Origin of the sequence: Saccharopolyspora elongata (assembly GCF_004348985.1) — a bacterium.
Lineage (GTDB): Bacteria > Actinomycetota > Actinomycetes > Mycobacteriales > Pseudonocardiaceae > Saccharopolyspora > Saccharopolyspora elongata.
Window position 1 is genome coordinate 1 of record NZ_SMKW01000060.1, and the last position, 17355, is coordinate 17355.

The 17355-nt window shown below is 67.9% G+C and carries 14 protein-coding genes and 2 pseudogenes; 5 read left to right on the plus strand and 11 right to left on the minus strand.

Translation table 11 applies throughout. The annotated features are described in order from the left end of the window. The 4 genes from E1288_RS33040 to E1288_RS33055 all read right to left on the minus strand — a co-directional run. Nucleotides 1–2437: non-ribosomal peptide synthetase (locus tag E1288_RS33040; RefSeq protein ID WP_165968391.1), on the minus strand; the 2437-nt coding region annotated here is incomplete at its 3' end. After that, complete coding sequence (locus E1288_RS33045; protein ID WP_165968392.1) at nt 2416–7092, minus strand: non-ribosomal peptide synthetase; 4677 nt, start codon at nt 7090–7092, stop codon at nt 2416–2418. The genes E1288_RS33045 and E1288_RS33040, both read right to left, overlap by 22 nt. Nucleotides 7093–7150: 58 nt before the next feature. Next, on the minus strand, nt 7151–8356 hold the full coding sequence (locus tag E1288_RS33050; RefSeq protein ID WP_235883967.1) for a cytochrome P450: 1206 nt from the start codon (nt 8354–8356) through the stop codon (nt 7151–7153). 246 nt (nt 8357–8602) lie between these two features. Further along, the gene (locus tag E1288_RS33055; RefSeq protein ID WP_132492301.1) at nt 8603–8902 is read right to left on the minus strand and encodes a hypothetical protein; all 300 of its coding nucleotides are present in this window, start codon (nt 8900–8902) and stop codon (nt 8603–8605) included. A gap of 130 nt (nt 8903–9032) precedes the next feature. Between E1288_RS33055 and E1288_RS49155 the strand changes: the two are divergent. Then, a pseudogene (locus tag E1288_RS49155) lies at nt 9033–9489 on the plus strand (transposase); the annotation flags it as partial. A 235-nt stretch (nt 9490–9724) separates the two neighbouring features. Here E1288_RS49155 and E1288_RS50170 read toward each other — a convergent pair. Next, nucleotides 9725–10036, minus strand: coding sequence for a LuxR C-terminal-related transcriptional regulator (locus E1288_RS50170; RefSeq protein ID WP_207954687.1), 312 nt, complete (start codon nt 10034–10036; stop codon nt 9725–9727). A gap of 128 nt (nt 10037–10164) precedes the next feature. On the opposite strand from E1288_RS50170, the gene E1288_RS49925 reads away from it, so the two are divergent. Together E1288_RS49925 and E1288_RS33075 are read left to right on the plus strand one after the other, a co-directional pair. Next, a complete protein-coding gene (locus E1288_RS49925) occupies nt 10165–10299 on the plus strand; it encodes a hypothetical protein (protein ID WP_268951971.1) in 135 nt (44 codons plus the stop codon). 75 nt (nt 10300–10374) lie between these two features. Further along, nucleotides 10375–11031 (plus strand): hypothetical protein, encoded by a 657-nt coding sequence (locus E1288_RS33075; RefSeq protein WP_132492304.1) that lies wholly within the window; start codon nt 10375–10377, stop codon nt 11029–11031. 113 nt (nt 11032–11144) lie between these two features. On the opposite strand, the gene E1288_RS48260 is transcribed toward E1288_RS33075, so the two are convergent. From E1288_RS48260 to E1288_RS47345, 4 genes and pseudogenes are all read right to left on the minus strand, one after another. Next, nucleotides 11145–11336 (minus strand): AMP-binding enzyme, encoded by a 192-nt coding sequence (locus tag E1288_RS48260; protein WP_207954688.1) that lies wholly within the window; start codon nt 11334–11336, stop codon nt 11145–11147. Between the two features lie 232 nt (nt 11337–11568). Then, the gene (locus tag E1288_RS33085) at nt 11569–12138 is read right to left on the minus strand and encodes a PadR family transcriptional regulator (RefSeq protein ID WP_165968393.1); all 570 of its coding nucleotides are present in this window, start codon (nt 12136–12138) and stop codon (nt 11569–11571) included. A 448-nt stretch (nt 12139–12586) separates the two neighbouring features. Continuing rightward, nucleotides 12587–13627 carry a hypothetical protein gene (locus tag E1288_RS33090; protein ID WP_132492307.1) on the minus strand — a complete coding sequence of 347 codons (1041 nt, stop codon included), beginning with the start codon at nt 13625–13627 and terminating at the stop codon, nt 12587–12589. Nucleotides 13628–13736: 109 nt separating this feature from the next. Continuing rightward, a pseudogene (locus tag E1288_RS47345) lies at nt 13737–13852 on the minus strand (IS5/IS1182 family transposase); the annotation flags it as partial. A 235-nt stretch (nt 13853–14087) separates the two neighbouring features. Here E1288_RS47345 and E1288_RS33095 point away from each other — a divergent pair. Then, entirely contained in the window at nt 14088–14678 is a 591-nt protein-coding gene (locus E1288_RS33095) for an isochorismatase family protein (protein WP_132492308.1), read from the plus strand. A 220-nt stretch (nt 14679–14898) separates the two neighbouring features. After that, nucleotides 14899–15837 carry a LysR substrate-binding domain-containing protein gene (locus E1288_RS33100; protein ID WP_132492309.1) on the plus strand — a complete coding sequence of 313 codons (939 nt, stop codon included), beginning with the start codon at nt 14899–14901 and terminating at the stop codon, nt 15835–15837. Here the strand turns inward: E1288_RS33100 and E1288_RS33105 are convergent. Both E1288_RS33105 and E1288_RS33110 read right to left on the minus strand, forming a co-directional pair. Continuing rightward, nucleotides 15834–16829, minus strand: coding sequence for an amidohydrolase family protein (locus E1288_RS33105; protein WP_132492310.1), 996 nt, complete (start codon nt 16827–16829; stop codon nt 15834–15836). The two genes, E1288_RS33100 and E1288_RS33105, sit on opposite strands and share 4 nt — an antisense overlap. A 2-nt stretch (nt 16830–16831) precedes the next feature. After that, nucleotides 16832–17353 carry a 3-hydroxyanthranilate 3,4-dioxygenase gene (locus E1288_RS33110; protein ID WP_132492311.1) on the minus strand — a complete coding sequence of 174 codons (522 nt, stop codon included), beginning with the start codon at nt 17351–17353 and terminating at the stop codon, nt 16832–16834. Nucleotides 17354–17355: the final 2 nt, after the last annotated feature.

The window sequence follows — 17355 nt, forward strand, 5'->3', positions numbered from 1 at the left end:
CAGGTGTGTATAAGAGACACACATACAACTCCCCCACCACACCCACAGGAACCAAACCCAAAAACCCATCCAACACATACACCCGCATATTGCGCATGGCCCGGCCGATCGGAACCGTGTTCCCGATCGAATCGGCAGTCCTTACCTCGTGGTAGGCGCAGAACGTGGTTGTTTCCGTGGGTCCGTAGACGTGCACGAACCTGGTGTTGGGGCAGGTTTCGACGGCGCGCCGGAATGCCTGCGTCGACACCACTTCCCCGCCCGTCCACACCTCCCGCAGTGCCGAAACCAGTTCGATGCGCTCGCCGACGAGGTGGTTGAAGAGAGCCGTGGTCAAGAAGGCGTGCGTCACCCGGTTCCGCGTGATGGTCGAATGCCACGCGTCGAGATCGACCGCTTCCCCGGGGGCCAACACGAGCCGCGCGCCACGGAGCAGCGGAACCCAGATCTCGTAGGTCGACGCGTCGAAGGCCAGCGGCGAGTGCACCAGCACCCGCGCGTCCGCATAGCTGTCGAACGCGCGGTCCCCGGTCAGCTCGACCACGTCCTCGTGCGTCGCCGCAACGCCTTTGGGGATTCCCGAGGAACCGGAGGTGTAGATGACGTAAGCCGCTTGCCCGGGGTGCAGTGCGCCTCCGCGCTCCGCATCGGTGAGCTCGGCCGTCGGCTGCGCGGCGAGCCGCTGCTGCACCTCCGGCGAGTCGAGCACGACGGTCGGCGTGCCGCCGTCCTCGACGCCAGGCCGGGTGGCGGCGGTCGTCAGCAGCAGCACAGGCGTGGCATCGCGCAGTATCGACCGGACCCGTTCGGCGGGATTGCCCGGATCGATCGGCAGGTACGCCCCACCGGCCTTCAGCACGGCCAGGACGGCGACCACCGCTTCGACCGAGCGGGGTAGCGCCAGGCCCACCACCCGTTCCGGGCCGACGCCCGACGCCACCAGGTGGCGTGCGAGCTGGTTCGACCGGGCGTCGAGTTCCGCGTAGGTCAGTTCCGCCTCGCCGGACACGACCGCGATCGCCTCGGGCCGGAGAGCCACCTGCCGGCCGAACAACTCCGGCACGACCGCCGACGGGGTCACCACTGCCGGGTCGTTCAAGCCCAGGAGGCGTTCCCGCTCGACGTCGCCGACCAGGTCGACGTTGCCCACGGGGCAGTCCGGATTCGCGCACAACGCCTCCAGGAGGCGGCCCAATCGCCCGAGCAATTGCTCCACAGTGGACGGTCCGAACACGTCCGAACGGTAATCCAGCCGGAGGACGATCTTCTCGCCGGGGAAGACGATCAGGCTGAGGGGGTAGTGCGAACCATCGTGACCGGCGATGTCGGCGGCCCGCAGCTCGCTTCCGGCCGGGGTGATGCCCGCCGTGTCCAGCGGGTAGTTCTCGAAGACGACCAGGGAGTCGAAGAGCTTTCCGTGCCCGCTCAACCGGCCCGCGTCCGTGAGGCTGAGGTGCTGGTGGTTGACCAAGGCGGCCTGCTCGTCGCGGAAGCGGCGAAGCGCGTCAGCCAGGGGTTCGTGCGGATCGAGCCGGACCCGGACGGGCACCGTGTTGATGAACAACCCCACCATCGATTCCACGCCGGGCAGTTGAGGCGGCCGCCCGGCCACGGTGGTGCCGAACACGACGTCGGAGCGGCCGGTCAACGACCGGAGCAGGATCGCCCAGGCGCCCTGGACCAGGGTGCCGGTGGTCAGCTCCCGGCGGCGGCCGAGAACGCGCAGGTCCGCGGTCAGTTCCGCGGGCAGTTCGAGGGTCGCCTGTGCGCGCCGGCCCGGTCCGGCCGGGCCCGCTGTCGGCGCGAGCAAGGTCGGCTCGGACAGCCCGGCCAGGGCGCGCCGCCACGCGTCCTCCGCGGCCTGCCGGTCCTGCCCGGCGAGCCAGGCCAGGTACTCCCGGTACGGCGTGACCCGCGGCAGCTCGCTGTCGTCACCACCGCTCTGGTAGAGCTGGAACAGCTCGCGAAACAAGACCGGATACGACCAGCCGTCCAGCAGGATGTGGTGGTTGGTCAGCACCAGCAGGTGCCGCTGCGGTTCGAGCCGGATCAGCGCGAACCGGAGCAGCGGGGGGTCGAACAGGTCGAAGCCGGCCTCCCGCTGCTCGAGCAGCAGGCGCTCGCGCTCGGCGCGCTGCTCGTCCACGGTGCGGCCGCGGAGGTCGAACTCCGCCCACGGCAAGGTCACCGAGCGGGGGATGACCTGGACCGGGCTGTCCACCCCCTCGAACCAGAAGGCGGCACTCAGGTTCGGGTGGCGTCGCAAGATCGCCTCCGCGGCGCCGCGCAGCTCGGCGGCGCGCAGCGGTCCATCGAGCTCCAGGACGACCTGGACGACGTACTCGTCCGGGCCGCTCCCCTGGTGCAGGGCGTGGAATAGCAGACCTTCCTGGAGCGGGGACAGCGGCAACACGTCTACGAATCCGGGCTGCTCCATCGTGATCTCCTCCACGCTGACTCGAGCTGGTCGATCTGCTGCTGGGTGAGGTTGACCAGCCCGAAATCGGACGGCGTGTGGCCGCCCGCGCCGGGTTGGTCGGTTGCTGTCGTGACGCCGCGAAGCACCTCGAACCAGATCTCCGCGAGCGCCGTGAGCTGGTCCCGGTCGAGTGGCGGCTGCCAGGACCAGGTCGCGACCAGCTGCGGCCGCCCGGCGGTGGACAGCACCGCCGCGTTGAGGTCCAGCAGGTGGACCGGGGGCATTCCCGGCCCGGCGGCAGTAGCGACCCTCAGGGGTTGGCCCGTACCGTCCGCGAGCGGTGCCCACGCGGTGTCCCCGTCGGCGTCATCTGCGGCGGAGAACCGGCCCAGGTAGTTGAACCCGATCTCGGGTCTGGGCAGACCTGCGAGTTCCTCGGCCGTCTCCGGGTTGAGGTAGCGCAGCAGCCCGTAGCCCAGGCCGTGGTCGGGCACCGCACGGATCTCTTCCTTCAGGTGTTGGATGGTGCGCCGGAGTTCCGGCCCACCACGCCGAACGTCCTCGCGTTCCAGGGGGTCAGGGGTGAGGCGCACCGGGTGCAGCGTGGTGAACCAGCCGACCGTGCCCGACAGGTCCACGCCATCGGCGAGTTCTTGGTGCCGCCCGTGGCCTTCGACATCGACCACCACTGCCCGGGCCGACGACCCCAGCCGCCGTCGCCATTGCGCAACGGCGGTTCCCAGCGCGGCGAGCAGCACCTCGTGGGTGTCCGCGTGGTAGACGGCGGGCACCCGCCTCAACAGCGGCTCGGTGTCCGCCACCGGCAACCGCAGCGTCAGCTCGCCGGACTCCTGATGCCCGGCTGCTCCCCCGCGCTTGGGCACGGCGTCTGCCAGCGTCCGCTTCCAGTGGTCTAGCTCGGCGATTCGCTCCGGACTTCGCGCTTCTGCGGCAAGAATTCGCGTCCAGCGGCGCAGCGACGTGCCACGCGGCGGCAGCGACGGGGTTCGCCCAGCCGCTATCGCCTGCCACGCGGTGGCCAGATCCGCCAGCAAGATCCGCCAGGACACCCCGTCGACGGCCAGGTGGTGGATCACCAGCAGCAATCGGCCCGCCCCTCCGGCTCCGGCATCGAAGAACACGGCTTGCCACACCGTTTCGGACCTCGGGTCCAGACGAGCCTGTGCAGCGGCGAAGTACTCGTCCGCGGCCGCGTTCAACTGGTCCTCGGAAAGACCGCGCACGTCCACATGCGTCACGCGGTCCGCCACGGGCGACGACCCGACGGGCGCTACTCGCAAGCCCTGCTCGGCACCGTCGTCTACGCACAAGCGCAACGCGCCGTGCCGCTCCACCAGCGCTTCCAAGGCGGCCACCAAGTTCGGGCGGTCAATCCCCGTCGGCAAGGCCACCACCATCGCCTGGCACAGCCCGTCGAACTGCCCACCCAAACCCTGGAACCAATCCACGATCGGCGTCGAGCCGAGGGCGCCCACGCCGTCGTCCTCAACCGGCTCGGCATCCGCGTGCACGCCGGCTGCGGACGCGATGCCGGCCACGGTCCGGTGCACCAGCACGTCTTGCGGGGTGAAGGTGATGCCGGCGGCCTGTGCCCGGCTGACCAGCTGGATGGCGGAGATGCTGTCCCCGCCGAGGTCGAAGAAGCTGTCGTCGATCCCCACGTCCGGGACGCCGAGCAGCTGGTCGAAGAACCCGCACAACGCTTCCTGGACCTGGGTTCGCGGCGGGCGAGACGACGCGGCACGCGTGAACTCCGGCGCAGGCAAGGCCCGGCGGTCCAGTTTGCCGTTCGCCGTCAGCGGTAGTGCGTCCATGGGCACGATCGCCGCCGGCACCAGGTGATCCGGCACGCGGCCGCCCAGGAACTCGCGCACCTCGCGAACGTCCAGCTCCGCGGACGGCGCGGGAACCACGTACCCGACGAGGCGTTTGTCCCCCGGCCGATCCTCGCGGGCGGCGACCGCGGCGCGGGCGATGCCCGGATGCTCGGTCAGGACGTTCTCGATTTCGCCAGGCTCGATCCGGAAACCTCGCACCTTGACCTGGTCGTCGACCCGGCCGACGTACTCCAGCCAGCCACGGTCGTTCCACCGCACCAGGTCTCCGGTGCGGTACAACCGACCGCCGGCACCCGCCGACACGCTCCCCGCCACCGGGTTCTCGGCCGGGCCGAAGGGATTGGCCACGAAGCGTTCCGCCGTCAGCCCCGCCCGGCGCCAATAGCCGCGCGCCACCCCGAGCCCGCCGACGTACAACTCCCCGACCACGCCGGGGGGAACCAATGCCAGCCTGTCGTCCAGCACGTAGACCTGGGTGTTGGCGACCGGACCACCGATTCCACCGCCGTCCGCGTCCGACCCGCACCAGCCCGCCGTTGCGTACACGGTCGCCTCGGTCGGCCCGTAGGCGTTCATCACCCGGCATCCCGGGAACGCCGCCTCCAGCGCGGCCACCACCCCCGTCGGCAGCGCTTCCCCCGCGCACACGACGACACCCGAGAACCCGGAATCCCGCACCGCTGCGGCCACCTGGCCCAGCACCGACGGAACGCCGCTGATCGCGCTCGGAGCCGGCCCCGCGGACAACCGCTCCGCCAGCGCCGAGCCGTCCCGCACCACTTCGACGCAGCCCCCGCAGGCCAAGGGGACAAACAGCTCGAACACCGATACGTCGAAGCTCAACGACGTGGACGCGAGCACCCGGCCGAGCCGCTCCCCCAGGGCGCGAACCGCCCAGGACACCAGGTTCACCACACTGGTCTGGGACACCACCACGCCCTTCGGGACGCCGGTCGAACCCGAGGTGTAGATGACGTAGGCGGGATGCGAACCGCGCAGCGACGACCGGCGGTCGTCGTCGCCGAGCTCGGAGCTCGGCTGCTCGGCGAGCGCGCGGCGCACGTGCCGGTCGTCCAGCACCACGATGTCGACGGGCGGTTGCGCGACGCGCCCGGCGGTGTCCGTCGTGGCCAGCAGCAGGACCGGGTTCGCGTCGGCGAGCATGAATTCGACGCGATGGGCGGGATAGGTGGGGTCGACCGGCAGGTAAGCACCGCCGGCCTTCAGCACCGCAAGCATCGCGATGACCATGTCCGCCGTGCGCGGCAGCAACAATCCGACCACTCGCTCGGGCCCAACGCCCAGCTCGACCAGGTGGCGAGCGAGCTGATTCGCCCGCGCGTGCAGCTCCGCGTAGGTGAGGCTCTTCCCACCGCACACCAACGCGACCTCGTCCGGACTGCGCGCCACTTGGTCGTCCAGCAGCTCTGGCACCACCGAGGAAGTCAGCTCGGCGGCTGCGCCGTTCCACTCCCCCAGCAGCTTGTTCCGCTCCGCGGCGGTCAGCACGTCCAATTCACCGACTTCGGCGTCCAAGTCGCCGGCCAGCACGTCCAGCAGGGCGAGGAACCGATCCTGATGGGTGCCCAGGGCATCGCTGCTGTAGCGGTCCGCGTTCCCGTTGAAGTCGACCCGGACAGCACCACCGTCGGGGCGGTCGTAGGCCATGATGGACAGATCGTCGACCAACCCGTTGGACAAGTTGTGCAGCCGCGCGGCGCACTGCCCGAAGCTCAGGTCGAAGTCGAACGGCATCACGTTCACCTCGGGGCCCATGAGGTGGCGCATGCCGGTCGTCAGGTTGAGATCGCGAGCCAGCTGCTCCGCGCGATAACGCTGGTGCGCCAAGGCCCCGCGAACCTCCCGCGAGGCCTGCCGGAGGAGCTCGTGCACCGTGGTCCCACCATCGACCTTCACCCGCAGCGGAACCACGTTCGCCAGCGTGCCCGGGTTGCGGCGCAGCGTTGCGTTCTTGCGAGCAGCCACTGCGAAACCGACCGCGATGTCCTCCTCCCCGGTGAGCCGGTGGAGGTACACCGCGGTCGCCGCGAGCAGCATGACCGACCAGTGCGTGCGGGCGGTTCGGGCGGCCGCCTTGATCCGGTCCGCGGCTGCGGCCGGAACATGGCTGGTGTGCCGAAGGAAGCTCCGCGGCAGATCCTCCGTCATGGCGGAAATCCGTGCCACGTTGGGCCGGTCGGCGAACCTCTCCAGCCAGTACTTCCGATCCCGTTCGAAATCCCCGGAGTTCCGGTACTCGGCGTCTTCCGCCACCAGTTCCCGCAGTGACGAGAACGGCGCGGGCTCCGCGGGCAGACCTTGCACGCTCGTCGTGTAAAGATGCGCTGCGCGTTGCGAGATCAGGATGCTGCCCGCACCGTCGGTGACCAGGTGATGGTAGCCCTGGTACCAGTAGAAGCGGTCCGACGCCAGCTTGAGCAGGGCGTACGAGAACAGCCGGTCGCGGGTCAGGTCCATCGGGACGGCGAGGTCTTCGTACATCCAGCGCTCCGCCGCCGCACCCGGATCGGGTTCGGTGCTGAAGTCGAGCACGGGGAAGTCCCAGTCGGGGACGGGGTTCACGGTCTGGTGCGCAACGCCGTCCACCTCGTGGACGCGGCAGTGCAGCACATCCACCTCGGCGACGGTCTTGCGGACCGCGGCTTCGAACTCGGCGCCGTCGATCGCCCCGTCGATCTCGACGTACTGGCCCACGCGGAAGTGCAGGCTATCCGGGTTGAACCGCTGCGCCAGCCAGATCTCCCGTTGGGCGTCCGACAACGGGAAAGCGGAGTCGGCAGCCAGTTGGTCCATGATCCCACCCATCGACACGCTGCTTGCGCCTCAGGACACGGCGACCGCGGTCCCCGCATCACCACTCGACCGGGAGCCGGGACACCCCGTACACGGGCATCTCGGTGCAGATTTCGAGTTCGTCCGCCGGAACGGCGAGCCGCAGGGCGGGGAACTCCCGGAAGATCCCGGCATAGCTCGTGCGCAGGATGTTCCGAGCGAGGTGTTGGCCAAGGCATTGGTGCACGCCGTAGCCGAACGCGAGGTGCCCGGCCGACGAGTTGTCGATGTCCAGTGCGGCCGGGCACTCGACGTGCTCGGGGTCGCGGTTGGCCGCCGGCAGGGCTATGGACACCGAGTCACCGGCCTTGATGGTTTCGCCGCCGAGCTCGACGTCCCGCAGCGCGGTGCGGATAGGTCCGATGTGGGTGACGCTGAGGTAGCGCAGCAGTTCGTCGACGGCCTTGTCGAGCTGGGCCGAGTTGGAAAGCGCCCGAGCCCGCTGGTCCGGGTGTTCCAGCAACGCGAGCGTTCCGAGGGCCAGCATGTTCGCCGTTGATTCGTACCCCGCGGTCAGCAGCACCATTCCGACGGTGGCGATCTCCTCGTCTGGCAACTCGCCCGAAGCCGCCAGGTGCCCGAGGACGTCACCGCTGGTCCCGGCCCGCTTCTTCGCGTCGACGAACTCCTGGAACTGGGTGTGGATCGCCTGGGTCGCTGCCCCGACGTCGGCGGCCTCGGCGTGCTGGTCGAACAGGACTGAGACGCGCCGCACGAAGCGGTCGCGCTCGTCCTCGGGGACGCCCAGGACCTCGGAGACCACGTTCAGCGGCACGAGTTTCGCGAAGTCCCGCACCAGGTCGGCGGGTTGGCCCCCACGGTCCATCGCGTGCAGGCGTTCGTCGACGATCCGCTGGATCGTCTCGGTCAGCGAATCCGTCCGGCGCACCGCGAAATGACCGGCTAGCAGCCGGCGGTACCTGGTGTGCTCCGGCGGGTCCATGCGGTGGAACACGCCCGGCGGGATGTCCTTGCGCGCCTGCTCTGCTTCGGCGGGCAGCTCGACGGGGATGCGGGCGAGATCGGCGCGGCTGCTGAAGCGGCTGTCGGCGAGTACCGCGCGGGCCAACGAGTAGCTCGTCACCAACCAACCCAGGTGGCCGTCCCCGTAGACCATCCGTCCGATGGGCTTCCGATCCCGCAGCGACTCCAGTTCCACGGGCAGTTCGAAGATCCGGTCGCGTTCGGTCGGAATACCGACGGGAACACCGATGGTGTCGGACAATTCAGGCTCCTTCCCGAGTTTTCGTCGCGCTGGCGCGAGCCGACTCACCGAACCGCACCACGCGCCGCCGCGGCGCTACCGCGGGTTCGCCGCTCTGGGGTGTTCCTGGTGACGGGCGCGACTTCCTGGTTGGGCGGAACGTGATCAGGACTCGCCCAGCTGCGCGATCAGGCTCTTCGGCGGCTGTGATCCGGCGGATCGAGTTCGAGCAGCGAAATGTGGAGGTCGACGGCGGCCGCGGTGGGGTCACCGTAGGACCCGTACGCTCTTGCGCACCCCGAACCGCCTATCTCTCAACACTTCGTCGCACAAGTCGTGGGTCGTGCAAATCAGCAACCCGAGCTTGCTGCGGACCAGCGGCCCCTGCGCGCGCATGCCCGCGTAGAGCGGGTACGGGTTGTCCCGCCACGGGGAGTGCAGCAAGCGGGCGAACGGATCGCCTCCCCTGCCGAACAGCCAGGCAACCGCCCCTTGGGCGAACAAGCGCGTGCGAAGGCCGAGCTCGGCGAACAGATGCTGATCAGCCCGAGCCTGCTGACCGGACATCGACGCACCTCCATGAGCGAGTCACTGGATGGGAGAAGCTTTTCGCGCGGTGGAATCGACTGCCCTGCCGACGTCCCGCAACACCGCACCCCGAGGCGACCGGCACCGCTCGACAGCGTTCACGGGGCTGATCGTGGACGGCACCCTGGTACCCACCCATGACCGAAGCGTGAGTGCGTCGTCGAAGAACTACCGGTACTCGACCAACCTGCAGGTGGTCATCGACGCCAACACCCGCCTGACGGTCGCAGTCGGAAAGCCGCTGCCCGGCAACCGCAACGGCTGCCGGGCCTACACCGAATCCGGTGTCGACCAGCACTGCACGGGTGCACACGTCATGGCCGACAGCGGCTACCAAGGCATTACCGGAGTGGTCATGCCGTACCGCAAACCCGGCGACGGCAGCGAACTTCCTCCGTGGAAGGAAGAACTCAACACCGTTCACAAGCGCGTCCGAGCCCGCGTTGAGCATGCCCTGGCACATGAAGTCCTGGAACATCCTCCGCAACTGCCGACGCAAACGCGACGGCGTCTGGCACGCCGCACGCGGCGTAGCCCTCATGCGCAACCTCACCATGGCCCGCTGAACACCACCCGCCACGCCGCAAGCCACGCTTTCCCATGCACGCCAACAATATTTGATCATTATGGGACAGGCTTTAGACGCTATTGCCGACCCATTCGAACAACAAGACCTGCGGCCACAAGCTGCCATGCGCGGTCACTCGCATGCCGCCGGACAACCTCGATGGCAAACAACTGCCATTCGCCTGGACAGCGACCATTCGCAGGCCACCGGAAACGCCATGGGGAGCCGCCCGATCACGGCGATGCGGGCAGCAATCCGACCTCGGCGGCCCGCACCCCGGCTTGGAAACGCGAGTTGGCCCCCAACAACTCCACGATTTCCGCGACGTAGCGCCGATACGTGCGCACCGACACCGCCAGTTCCTGGGCGGCCACTTCGTCGGTGTGGCCGGCGTAGAGCATCTTCAGCACCTGTTGCGCGAACTCCGTGTGCGCCCGACTGCCGAAGTCGACGGGTTTCGCCACCGGCCGCGCATTACGCCACACATCAACGAACAGATCCCCCACCGCACGTATCACCGTGCCTTGATCCGCCAGCACCAACACGAGCCACCCGCTGAGCTACCAGATCCGTGGCCCTTTGCTGGTCTGATGCTGTGGAGCCCGCGGTTGGAGCTTCGCCCGGACGACGATGGGCTGCGCGAGTACCCAACCACACCGTCCAAACCCGCCAGTTGCACCGCTACCTGCGCTGGCGCAACCAGAACGCCCGTCACCCCGACGTCCTGACCGCCCAACGACGCGAACGCGCCCGCATCCGCAGCGAGAAGGGCATCCGCTGGGGCCGCCCCCGCGCCCAAGCAGCCTGATCACCCCAACCGGCCCACCCTCAAAGCGCACTAGCTGGAAGGGGTTGCCCTCTTCCCTCGCGATACGGTGCTGCGATGTCTCGATCAGTCGAAACCGAATCAGTCTTGTCTCCCGTCACCGCGGACGACGTCGACCTTGCCGTGCGGCTCGCCGTGGGCATCCTTCGGAACGCACCCCCGGAGGGGTGGGGCGGTAAGGCCGGTTCGCTGGAGTGGGACTGCTGGGAGACCGCCGAGCACCTCGCCAACGACCTGTTCTACTACGCCGTGCAGCTGGGGCCGCAGAGCCCGCCGCTGGACACCCATGTGCCTTTCGTGTTGAGCCAGAAGAGGCCGGACGGACCCGCGAAATTCCTCTTCGCGGACCGTGATGCGGGTCCGGCAGGCCTGGTGCAGGTGCTGGAGGCGTGCGGCGCGCTGCTGGTCGCCATGGTGCGTACCACGCCGCCCCAGGTCCGCGCCCACCACGGCGCCGGGGTGTCGGACCCCGAAGGCTTCGCGGCGATGGGGGTGGTAGAGACGCTGGTACACATGCACGATCTGGCGGAAGGCTTCGGGCTTGCCTGGACCCCGCCCTCCGCTCTCTGCTCGCGGGTGCTCGCCCGTCTGTTTCCAGAGGCTCCGGACGGCGCAGATCCCTGGCTCACCCTGTTGTGGGCCACCGGCCGCGCCGAACTGCCGGGGCACCCTCGTCTCACCACGTGGCGCTGGGCCAGCACACCGCGGTCATAGGAGCGGATCGGCTTCAGCCGCGGCCAGGCTGATGATCGTGCCCTTACCGCGGCGAGAGCGCACCAGGCCACCCGTCCCAACCGGCAACCCGGCGAACCTATGCGGTCACGGCACTAGATCGCGCGGGTCTGGTCGGCCCAGAACTGTGCACGTACGTCTTTCTTGAGCACCTTCCCGTTGACGCTTCGGGGAAGCTGGTCGACGAAGAGTACGTCTTTCGGGGCGCGAACCGGCCCGAAGGCGTCGCGGCAGCGCTGCTTGACCTCCTCAGCTGTAGCGCTCCGCCCTGGCTTGAGCTCGACCACGGCGGTGTCATTTTTTCTGGGGGTACGCCCCCAGGCCCCGCCCGGGGAGTTCCCCGGACCCCCAGCTCGCCGTGCAGCTCGGTCCGCCGCGCCGTTGTTGATCAGTTCGCCCGGGACACGTGCGCGATGCGGCGGACGTCGGTCGGGCAGGTGCTCAACGTCTGCGTAGAGGAAACGCCGATGAGCGGTCGCTTTTAGCTGTCTACAATGGACAAAATGGTCGGGTCGATCACTAGTCTGGCGGTGGGGCCTGGTTTTCGAGGTTGGTGATGGTGGACTCGAGCCAATCGATGTGTTGTAGGGCGGCTTGGCGGCCGTGTTCGTGGGCGAGGGTGATCACTTGCGTGGCCCAGGCGGGGTCGAGCTCGGGGATTGGGTCGATCGCGGCGGTGAGCTCTTTGATCTGGGTCGGCGTGCGCTGTTGTTCACGACGGTAGTCGAGCTCTGTGCGCAGGATTGACAGGGCGAGGTCGCGGTCGAGTTGGCCGGCGATGAGGAACCGCAGGGTGAAGTCAGGGTCCATGGGGCGGGGTGCGGGTTCGTAGGGCGAGTGGGCCCAGTCCAGCAGCGCCTGTTTTCCGGTGTCGGTCAGCCGGTAGACCTTGGCGTCGGGCTTGCCGTCGCGGGGCTCGACCTGGAACTCGACCCATCCCTGGTCCGCGAGCTTGGCGAGGGTCCGGTAGATCTGCGGCAACTGCACCCGGTAGCCGATGAAACGCCCCGGGCCGCGCATCCATTTGCCCAGGTCGTATCCGGAGATCGGGCGCAACGCGAGCATTCCGAGGATGACGTGGTCCAGCACTCGGTCCCAACCTTCATATATTCTCGCGCACATAGTTACGCACGTTCATATTGACATGGCCAGCCTACTCCGCGAGATGTGGCGGCGCGTGCCACCGAGGGGAAGCGAGCACGATGCGGGACAACCACGACGGGACGCCGATCAATCGCCGGGCCTCACCGTCACGACGTGTCCTCATTGGTCTGGGGGCCTCGGCCATCGCACTCACCGTGCTCGGTGTCGGCATCGCTGGCATTGCAGGCGCTGGCACCCCAGCCCCCGCGTTTGATCATGTGTCGTCGTCGGTTCGTCTGGTTGGGGGTTGGTGCGGCACCAGCTGACCTTCACCGGCCTGCGAACCCCCACCACCTGACCCCGCCGCCACCAGCACCGTGCGCCTTTTCAGGCGTCATAGCGCCGCAAAATGCTCACGGCCCGGACACACGACGACAGCGGAGAACGCCCCTGATCAGCTCGACTGCGGCGCGGAGAGCGGGACCGGCGGGGTACATCCGTGGCGGGATGCGGATTGTTCGGCGAAGTGTTGCAGGTCGGCACGCTCCTGCTCGTTGAGCGGCTCGGTGGTGAACTCCCTGTCGATGCCGTCGACTGGAACCGCCCGGTAGAGGGCGCGGTCGAGCAGACCCCCGCACTCGGCCGTGGTCCAGATGAAATATGCGTTGGCACCCGAAGGATCCTCGAAGCGGTGAGGATCCGTGTGCGCCCCTTCGTACGGGCCGTACATCGCGATCAGTTCCAGACCGCCGACCAGCACGCATTCTTCGACGGGCGACGTCCCGGCATCAGTTTCCCGAACCGTCGGCGTTGAGGTCATCCCCGCGCAAGTCCCGGACGCTTCGGCAGCGGACGTGATCCGGTCCGCACCACCCGGACTCGCCAGCTCCCCCTCATCGCCGAACCGACCCGCGCACCCGGTCTGCTCCGCCGCGCTCCGCGCCGTCTCGGTGACGGCGCGGACGAGCTTGCGGCGCGTATCCGGCGTGGGTTCGTGCTCCCAGAGGCTGATCGTGACGAGGATTCCGGCGCCGTCGTTCGGCCTCCAGTTCGTGCACTCCAGGAGCACGGACGCGGCGCCGTCGCGGTCGGAGATGAATCCGCTCCACCCGCCACCGAGCGGAACGGGGAAGGAGTCCGCCTCCCCATGGAAGTTGTAGAACGCTAGATCCCCGCTGTACTCGTCGCCCGCGTTCTCGATGTGGACGTCTGCGTTGCCCGCCAGGCAGTGCACGCTCAAGGTGTCATGCTCGGTCTTCTCGCCGCGGCGCTCGAGCGCGAAGTCGGAACCGAGCAAGCTGAGCCGACTCTTCCCCGACAGATCCAGCACCGGATCGACCGGAAGCATGCCGGCGCAGACCCTACCAGCCATGGCCGCCGGGTACTGCAACCAGAACCCGTATCCACCAGCGGCCACCAGGAGGACCACCGCACCGATGACGAGATACCGGCGAAGCCGCCTCGGCTTGCCGGAAACCTCATCAGAACCCTCCATCGACACTCCCCGCACCCTTCGCTCTTCGACACTCCCAGCCCGGAAACCGCTGATCCCGAGCAGCACTCCAGGACCGGCTCCCCATGCTGAAGCAGCATGGTTGATCTTGTTCTGCCAGCAGCACCTCGTGCAACTGCTGCCATACCCCGGCCTCGGTCCAGTCCCGCAACCGCCGCCAGACGCCATGCCCGAGCCGTATCCGAGCTCCTGCGGAAGAAACTCCCACGGCCTGCGCTGCGCCACACCAACCCCACCAGACGAACCGACGACGACACAAGATCAAAGCACATCGAAGATCATTCTGTTAGGGCTTCTTAGTGCATCTTGTTCAGCACCGTACGTAGTTTTCCTTTAGATTTGTTTGCTGTGGTCCGAGCGTTGCCCGCCCCGGCATCGCGCGGACGTGCCCGTCACGTCCAACCCGCACCGACCCGTCCCCTGCCATGAAAGGCGGATACCCGTGAGCCGAGCTTTGATCGTCATCGATGTGCAGAATGACTTCTGTGAGGGCGGCAGCGTTCCGGTGACCGGCGGCGCGGATGTGGCCGGCGCCATCGCCGATTTCGTGGACCGGCAAATCGGCTACGACTTCGTCGTCGCCACGCGCGACTACCACATCGATCCGGGCGATCACTTCTCCGAGCGACCTGACTTCGTGCACTCCTGGCCTCGCCACTGCGTTGCGGGGAGCGAAGGCAGCGAGTTCCATCCGAACTTTGCGCCCGTCGTCGCATCGGGGGCCGTCGACGAGGTCTTCCACAAAGGACACCACGCAGCCGCCTACAGCGGGTTCCACGGCGTGAACGAGCCCGGCAGCCCGCTGGCCGACTGGCTGCGCGAGCACGACGTCCGCCAGGTGGACGTCGTCGGCATCGCCACCGACCACTGCGTGCGGGCCACGGCCCTGGACGCGGTCCGCGAGGGCTTCGAAGTGCAGGTCCTGCTCGACCTGACTGCGGCCGTCGCCGCGAAGACCACCGACGCGGCCGTACAAGAGCTGCGCAAGGCCGGCGTGAAGCTCACCGGCAGCCCGGTGCTCCCGAACGACTGACCAGCCGTCAGGGCACAAAGCAGCACAGTGCGCAGACGACTGGTCCGGAACGCACCGCCGTCAGGCGGCGCGGTTCACCGGCGACCTTCTGGTCGAGGTAGATCGAAGTCGCTGGTGCAAATATCTGTCGTCCCAGGAGTGAACAACACGCTCAATGGTCACATAGGACACTGCGCAGGAGATCTTCCTGGGCAGGGACGCTGTCGATAGAATCCGCCGGGTGAAGACGCCTCGCCTGCTGGACGGCCAGTTGAAGCTGCGGCATCTCGTCCTCGTCGACGCTCTCGTCCGGCAGGGCAGCGTCGTCGGTGCCGCGGCCGAGCTGCACGTGACGCAGCCAGTCGCGACGCGGTGCCTGCACGAACTCGAAGAGATACTCGGTGTCCCGCTGTTCGAGCGCGGTCCCCGTGGCGTGACCACCACCGTGTTCGGCGAAGCGTTCGCCGAACATGCCCGCGCCGTGCTCGCCCAGCTCACCCAGGCGGGTCGTCATGTCGCGGAACTCGCCGATGCCGATCGTGGCACGGTCGTGGTCGGCACCCATCTCGCCGGGTCGAACGTCCTCCTACCGCTGGCGATAACCGACGTCAAGGCGGAGCACCCGCATCTGACGGTCATCGTCAGGGAAGGCTCGCCGGAGGCGTTGCTGGTGGAGCTGGAGGCCGGCCGGATCGACCTCGTCGTCGGCCGGCTCACCGCGCCGTCCGATGAGCAGTTCTCTCGCCACAAGCTGTACGACGAGTCTGTCGAGCTGGTCGTCCGCGAGTCGCATCCGCTCGCCGACCGCGTCGGCATCGCACTTTCCGATCTCGCCGAGTACCCCTGGATCCTGCCCAGTGCGGAGACCGCGCTGCGCCGGGAGCTCGAGGAGTTCTTCGCCCGCAACTCCACGGCGCTGCCGGTCAACCGGGTCGAGACCACGTCCTTCCTGATCGTGCGAAAAATGCTGCTGGAGACCGACACCATTGCGGCATTGCCGGGCCTCATCGCCGGCGAGGACACGCGGATCGTCCGCCTGCCGGTTTCGCTGGATCCGGTCGGCCACAGCGTCGGGGTGACCTTTTCGAAACGAAGGACGCTCAGCCCGTCAGCGGAGATCCTGAAGAAAACGCTCTACGAGGTCTCCTCGGACATTGACCGGGAAGGCCGCGCCGACTAGGGGATTCCGAGGAATCGCTGCGCGTTTTCCCTGGCGATCACCTTTCGCCCCCTTTCGTCGAGGAATCCGCTTTTGCGCACGACGTCGCCGACCGGTCGCTCGCCCAGCGGGTAGGGGTAGTCGCTGCCCACCATGACGCGATCAGCACCGATGGTGTCGACCAGCAGTCGGAGCGCGCGTTCGTCGAACACCACCGAATCGACGTAGAAGCGGCCCAGGTAGTGCGACGGCGGGAACTCCGACGTTCCGATGACGTCGTAGCGGCCGTGCCAGGCGTTCTCCATCCGGCCGAGCCAGAACGCGAAGGAACCGCCACCGTGCGCGAAGCAGATCTTCAGCCGGTCGTCGATCCGGTCGAATACTCCTCCGAGGATCATCGCGAGGATGGACAGGTGCGTCTCGGCCGGCATCGCCGTGAGCCATTGGGCCATCCAGCGGTCAAGCCGCGGCGAGCTGGCCATGTCCCAGGGGTGCACGAACACCGGCACGTCCAGGGACGCGCAGTGCTGCAGGAAGGTGACGACCCCAACGCTATCCAGGTCGAGATCGCCGACGTGGTTGCCGATCTCCACGCCGCGGTGCCCGTTGGCCAAGCAGCGCTCCAGTTCCCGGCAGGCCGCATCGGTGTCCTGCAGCGGGACCTGGCAGAACGGGATCAGCCGGTCGGTGGCGGGTGCGACGATGTCGAGGGCCAGGTCGTTGAAGATGCGGGCGATCTTCGCCGCCTGATCGCCGGTTCGGCCGTAGTTGAAGAACGCCGGGGTCGGGGAGACCACTTGCGCCTGCACGCCGTCGGCGTCCATGTCGAGCAGTCTCGTCCCGGCGTCCCAGCAGTCGGCCTGGATCCGGCGGAACTCCTTGGTGCCCCTCATGATCATCGCGTCGGACTCGGATTCGACCTTCAGCCAGGGCGCGTCCGGTCCGGCTTCGGCCGTCAGATCCGGCCACCCGTTCGGCACGTAATGGGTGTGCACATCGATGATGTCGTCCACGGTCAGCCCTTGCCCGGGTGCAGCGCGCCGCACTTCGGGCAGGTGCGCGCTTGTTCGTCGGCGTAGAACTCGGCGAACACCGGGGGCAGGTCTTCGACGATGTCCCGGACCTGCAACTCGATCTCATGCAGCAACGAGTTGCAGTCGAGGCAGTACCACTGGAAGCGTTCGAGCGTTCCTTCCTCCCGGACCCGTTCGATGACCAGGCCGATCGAGTCGGGGTCGGGCCGCTGCGGCGAGTGCGGGACGTTGCCGGGGAGCAGCCAGGTCTCGCCCTCCCGGATGTGCACCGTCTCCTTCCCGCCCTCGGTCATGACGTTGACGTGCATGTCGCCCTTGACCTGGTAGAACCACTCTTCGTACGGGTCGAAGTGGTAGTCGGTCCGCTGGTTCGGGCCACCGACGACCTGAACGATGAAGTCCTTTCCGAGCGCCATCGTGTGGTTGTTCACCGGTGGCTTGAGCAGGTGTTCGTGCTCCTTGATCCACTCTTGGAAGTTGATCGTCTTCGGCAGGTTCGTCATGC